1 protein-coding gene is annotated in these 6,443 nt (G+C 65.6%); it reads left to right on the top strand.

Annotated elements, in window-relative coordinates:
- Positions 1-57 precede the first annotated feature (57 nt).
- Positions 58-6,438 carry a non-ribosomal peptide synthetase gene (locus XaFJ1_RS04990; protein WP_012915580.1) on the top strand — a complete coding sequence of 2,127 codons (6,381 nt, stop codon included), beginning with the start codon at positions 58-60 and terminating at the stop codon, positions 6,436-6,438.
- The last annotated feature ends 5 nt before the right edge of the window (positions 6,439-6,443 follow it).

Raw genomic sequence — 6,443 nt, 5'->3', positions numbered from 1 at the left:
CCGATGCAGCAGTATGCAAGCGATGGCGCAGCGCATTCCCGCCCCACAGGGAATCGCATGAGCGTCACCGATTTGCTCGCTCCGCTCGATGCGGCGCTGTATCCGCTCAGTTCGGCCCAGCAAGGCATCTGGCTCGGGCAACTGCTCGCACCAAAACAACCCAGTTACAGCATCGGCTGCGTCATCCGTTTCGAAGGCACCATCCACCGCGATGCCTGGGAACATGCCATTGCAACGGTCATCGCCCGCCACGACGCACTGCGCACGGTGCTGGTCGAAGAGGCTCCCTTGCCACGCCAACGCGTGCTGGAGTCACTGCCTTTTTCCCTGCCCTGGCACGATTATTCGGCCCACGCAGACAGCGAACAAAGCATCTGGGATCACCTGCACCAAACCATTGCAAAACCCTTCGCGCTGTATGGCCAACCGCTATGGGACATCCAGTGGCTGCAGGCCTCCACCGAACGTGGCTATTGCCTATACCGCTGCCATCATCTCATCGCCGATGGCATTTCCCTGGGAATGCTGTGCCGACAGGTTGTCGAATCCTACAACCAGCGTCTGCGCGGCCAGCCCGATCAGACAGCTGCCCCTTCTTATCTGCAAGCGCTCGCTGCCGACCAAGCCTATCTTGACTCTACCCGCTATCAGCGCGACCAGGCTTACTGGCGTGCCTATCTGCACACACGCCCTGCGCCGCTGTTTCCCAGCACCACCACCGCACTCGGCCATCAGCCAAGCGTGCAATTGACCTGCACACTGGACACTCCGGACTTCATCGTCTTGAGCACGCTGGCCGAGCGCCTGGGCGGCTCACTCACCAGCATGATCGTCGCCTGCCTGGCGACCTGTCTGGCCCGCCTGAGCCACCATCAAGGGCCTGTGGCACTCGGCCTGGCCGTCCACAATCGGCACAACGCCAGCGAACGTGCCATGTTCGGCATGCTGTCCGCGCAATTGCCGCTCTACCTGGACATATCACCGCACGCGGATATCGCTACCGCCATGCGCGTCATCGCCACGGCATTGCGCACGACCATGCGTCACGCCCGCTTCCCCTTGCAACACGCTATGCGCCAGTTGGGTGCGAGCGCACAGCAGACGCCGCGGCCATTCGACATCGGCGTCTCGGTCGAAGACTTCAGCGTGTTCAGCGATGCCGACATCGCGGAAGGCACATGGCAGACACTGCCACTGCATGCCGGTTACGAAGACACCGCGCTGAGCGTGTTCGTGCGGCGCTACAGCACGCGGCACCCGGCACTGCTGGAATTCAACGTCAACCCGGACCGATTGCCGCTGGCACTGGCCGAGAGCGCCATGACCGCATTGCGGCAGATGCTGCGTGGACTGCTCGCAACTCCACACAGCCCCCTAAGCCAACTGCCGCTGCTGTGCGCCGAGGAGCGCAGCCGGTTGGAGGAGTGCAATGGCCGCGAGGTCGCCCTTGCCGAGCACCCTTACCTGCACCATGAAATCGAACGGCAAGTCCAGTGTACGCCTCAGGCCATCGCCATCGTGGACGACAAGATGGCACTCAGCTATGCCGAGCTCGACGCACGTGCCAACCAGCTTGCCCATCACTTGATCGCACTGGGCGTCGGCCCGGACATCCGGGTGGCCGTCTGCCTGCCGCGCGGCAGCGACCTGGTGGTGGCCTTACTGGCAGTCCTAAAGGCAGGCGGCACCTACCTCCCGCTGGATCCGCGCTATCCGCCGGCACGCCTGGCCTTCATGCTTGAGGACAGCGATCCGCGCTGCCTGCTCACGCATGCGGCGCTCGCCGAACGCCTACCGCACAGCGCGTATCCCTGCGTCGCGCTGGACGCGAGTACCGCCTGGACGATGCACTCCACGCACCGCCCGGATCCAGGCACCCGCGGCTTGCTTCCCCACCACTTGGCCTACGTGATCTACACCTCCGGCTCCACCGGCCGAGCCAAGGGCGTGATGGTCTCCCATCACGCGCTGATGCAGTTCCTGACTGTGCTGCAATCCCAGTTGACGCTGTCGCCCGAGGACAGCCTGCTGGCAGTGACCACCGTCTGCTTCGATATCGCAGGCTTGGAATTGTTCGCACCGCTTCTGCATGGCGCCCGTGTGGTGATGGCCGGCGACCAAGCGATACGGCAACCGTCAGACTGGCTGCGGCTGCTACAACAGCACGCCATCTCGGTACTCCAGGCCACACCGGCGTTTTGGCAAATGCTGCTGGATGCCGGTTGGCAGAGCCATCCGCAGCTACGCATGCTCTGTGGCGGCGAAGCACTGACTCGGCAACTGGCGCAGCGCTTGCGTGCCGGCGGCGGCCAGCTATGGAACCTGTACGGACCGACCGAGGCAACCATCTGGACTAGCACCTATCACGTGCGCGGCGAGGAAGCTGTCAGTGTCGTGCCGCTGGGTCGACCTCTGCCGAACACACGCCTACACGTACTCGACCGCTATCGACAACGCGTCCCGTTCGGGGTCATCGGCGAGTTGTGCATTGCCGGCCCACAACTGGCACGCGGCTATCTGGGCCGTGCGGACCTGACCGCCGAGCGCTTCGTCCCCGACCCATTCGCTGCTCAACCCGGCCAGCGCATGTACCGCACTGGCGACATGGCGCGTTGGCGTGACGATGGTGCATTGGAATATCTCGGTCGCAACGACGAACAAATCAAACTGCGCGGCGTGCGTATCGAATTGGGCGAGATCGCCGCTGCACTACGCGCCTGCGATGGTGTGCGCGAGGCAGTCGTCATTGCCCGCTCCGACAGCGGCGAACAGCGACTGGTGGCCTACCTGGTCGGCGAGACGGTGCCGTCCGGCGACGCGACCAGGCCTGATGCCAACGTACTGCGCACGCGTCTGGCGGCATGCTTGCCGGAGGTCATGCTCCCGTCGGCCTACGTGTGGCTTGCGACCCTGGCGCTGACCGCCAACGGCAAGCTCGATCGCCACGCATTGCCGGCGCCGGATGCCAGCGCCCTGGCCACGCAGGCGTATGTCGCCCCGCAAGGCGAAGCGGAAACGTGCCTGGCCATGCTGTGGTGCGAGCTGCTCGGCGTCGGACAGGTCGGTCGTCACGACAACTTCTTCGCCCTGGGCGGGCACTCGCTGCTGGCTGTGCAATTGATCGCCCGCCTACGCGTCTGCCGTGGCATCGACCTCGCCCTGAGCACGCTCTTCGCCCATCCACGTCTGACCGATCTAGCGGTCGCACTCGCACACGCGCCTGCCAACGCGCTGCCGGCCATCGTGCCGGTGCCGCATCCCGATCCACTACCGCTGTCCTTCGCCCAGCAGCGTTTGTGGGTACTGGCGCAGTTCGATCCGCGTGCCAACCTAGCCTATCTGATGCCCGGCGTCGTGGCCTTGCGCGGCGCTTTGAACCTGACCGCCCTGCGGCAGGCGCTGGACCGCCTGCTCGCCCGCCACGACGCGCTACGCACCCACTTCGTCGCCACCGATAACGGCCCCGCCCAGGTGATCGCTCCGCCGAGCATCGCCATGCCACTGGAGTGCATCGACCTGCGCCACAGCGCCGATCCGCAGGCCGCCGCACAGCGTTACGCCGAACAGGAAACCAGCACTGCCTTCGAGCTGGAACATGGCCCGCTCTTGCGCGCACGCCTGCTGCAACTGGCCGAAGACAACCACTTGTTGCTGGTGACCCTGCACCATCTGATTGCCGATGATTGGTCGATCGGCGTACTGCTGCACGAACTCGGTGCGCTCTACAGCGCCTTCGTTCACGGCCAGCCCGATCCATTGCCGCCGCTGCCGATCCAGTATCCCGACTACACCCTGTGGCAGCGCCGCTGGATCGACGGGCCGCTGCTGCAACAGCAGCGCCAGTTCTGGTGCGAGCATCTGCGCGATGCCCCAGCCCTACTGACCCTGCCGACCGACCGACCGCGTCCGCCCGAACAAGACTACGCCGGCGACGCCATCCCGGTGGCCTTCGATGCCGCACGCACCCAAGCGCTGATCGCCCTGAGCCAGCGCCAAGGCACCACCCTCTTCATGACCCTGCTCGCCGCCTGGGGCGCGCTGCTGGCGCGTCTGGCCGGCCAGAACCAGGTGGTCATCGGCACTCCCATCGCCCAGCGCACGCGTGGCGAACTGGAGCCGCTGATCGGCCTGTTCGTCAACACCCAGGCCTTGCACATCGACCTGCGCGCCGATCCCTCCGTGGCCGATTTGTTGACCCAGGTGCGTGCCACCGCCCTGGCCGCGCAGGCGCACCAGGATTTACCCTTCGAACAGGTGATCGAAGCGCTCAACCCGGTGCGCAGCCTGGCACATGCACCGCTGTTCCAGGCCATGTTCACCTGGCAGAACACCCCGCAGGTCGCCCTCGCCCTGCCCGATCTGCACTGCCAACTGCTGCCCGCAGCGACCCGCGAGGCCAAGTACGACCTGGAGCTGGACCTGCGCCTGGAACACGGCTGCATCCTCGGCAGCCTGCGCTTTGCCACCGCCTTGTTCGACCCCGCCACGCTGCAACGGCAGTGGGACAACCTCGGCGTGCTGCTAGATGGCATGCTCGCCGACGACCACGCGCGCGTAGGCAAGCTGCCGTTGCTCTCGCCCGCCCAACGCCAGCACCTGCATACCTTCACCGGGCATGACGCGCCCGCCGCCGAACCACGCAGCCTGCCGCAGTGGTTCGCCCAGCAGGTTGCCGCAACACCGCACGCCATCGCGCTGGTCTGCGCCGATACCACGCTCAGTTACGAACAACTCGACCGCCAGGCCAATCGCTTGGCCCACCACCTCATTGCACTGGGCGCACAGCCCGAACGCTGCGTGGCGCTGTGCCTGCAACGCGGCATCGCGCAGATCCTCGCCGTCCTCGCCGTGCTCAAGAGCGGCGCCGCCTACCTGCCGCTGGACCCCAGCCAACCGCGAGAACGCATCGCCAACGTATTGGCCGATGCCCAACCGGTTCTGGTGCTCGTTGACGACCCAGAGCACCTCGTCGCATCGACGGCGTTGACGCCTCCGATCATCGCCATCGCCGCCGCACAGGCCGCCGCCGCCGACGCACCCGAGCACGCCCCGGTACTGCCGCCGCTATCGGCGCAACACCTGGCCTATGTCATCTATACCTCCGGCTCGACCGGCAAACCCAAGGGCGTGCTGGTCTCCCACCACGCATTGACCACGCGCCTGCACGCCCTGATCGACCTGTACCGACTAGCACCACAGGACCGCGTGCTGCAATTTGCCGCACTGGCCTTCGATGCGTCGGTCGAAGAACTCTTCGGCGCCTTGTGCTGCGGCGCCACCCTGGTGCTGCGCGACGATACCTGGCTGGACACCGAGCGGTTCTGGGCGCAGTGCGCGCAGGCCAACATCAGCGTGGTCGATCTACCGACCCGCTTCTGGGCGCAGTTATGCGCGCAGTCGCTGGACATTCCCACCTGCGTGCGTCAGGTCATCATCGGCGGCGAAGCGCTGACACCGGCCATGCGCCAGCACTGGGTCCAGAACACCCGCACGCCGCTGCTGGATACCTACGGCCCGACCGAAGCCGTCGTGGTCGCCACCGCCCAGGCCGTCGCCGCCGACACCCCGAGCGGCATTGGTCGCCCGCTCCTGGGCACCCGGGCGTACGTGCTGGATCGTGCCGCTCAGTTGCTGCCGATCGGTGCGCGCGGTGAACTGTATCTCGGCGGCACCGCAGTGGCTCGGGGCTACCTCGGCCGTGCCGATCTGACCGCTGAACGCTTCGTCCCCGATCCGTTCGCCGAACAGCCCGGTGCGCGCATGTACCGCAGCGGCGATCTGGCCTGCTGGCGTGCGGACGGCACACTCGATTATCTCGGCCGCAACGACGATCAGATCAAACTGCGCGGGTTCCGTATCGAGCTCGGCGAGATAGAAGCCGCGCTACGCACCTGCCACGGCGTTGAGGATGCGCTGGTCTTAACACACCCAGACCACGTTGGCGCACCACGGCTGGTGGCGTATGTGGCAGCTGCGCAAAGCGAAACCACTGCCATCCGCACGCAACTACGTGCGCTTCTGCCTGACTACATGCAACCGGCCACCTACGTCCTCCTGGATGCCCTGCCGCTGACATCCAGCGGCAAAGTGGACCGCCGTGCATTGCCAGCACCACACGAGGCGGGCTTCGCACAAGCGCCGTATGAAGCACCCGATGGTCCACTCGAACAAGCACTGGCGACTCTGTGGCGCGAGTTGCTCGGCATCGAGCGGGTCAGCCGCCACGACAGCTTCTTTGATCTTGGTGGACATTCCTTGCTCGCCGTGCGACTAGCCGCCGCGATTCGCCGCACGCTGCATTGCGATCTTTCGATCCAGCGGCTGTTCGCACAGCCAACCCTGCAGCAGATGGCCCATCTGGTACTCAGCATGCGGCTTGCGCAATTGCAGCGCGATACCGCTGCATCCCTCTTCTCCAAAGCCCAATTGGAACGCTAACTACC

This window comes from Xanthomonas albilineans (genome assembly GCF_009931595.1).
GTDB classification, from domain to species: domain Bacteria; phylum Pseudomonadota; class Gammaproteobacteria; order Xanthomonadales; family Xanthomonadaceae; genus Xanthomonas_A; species Xanthomonas_A albilineans.
Note: the sequence above shows the minus strand (reverse complement) of the source record. Positions and strands in the feature narration are given on the sequence as shown.

Coding starts and splice junctions, on each gene's coding strand:
- XaFJ1_RS04990 (WP_012915580.1), top strand. CDS start 58: ATGAGCGTCACCGATTTGCTCGCTCCGCTCGATGCGGCGCTGTATCCG.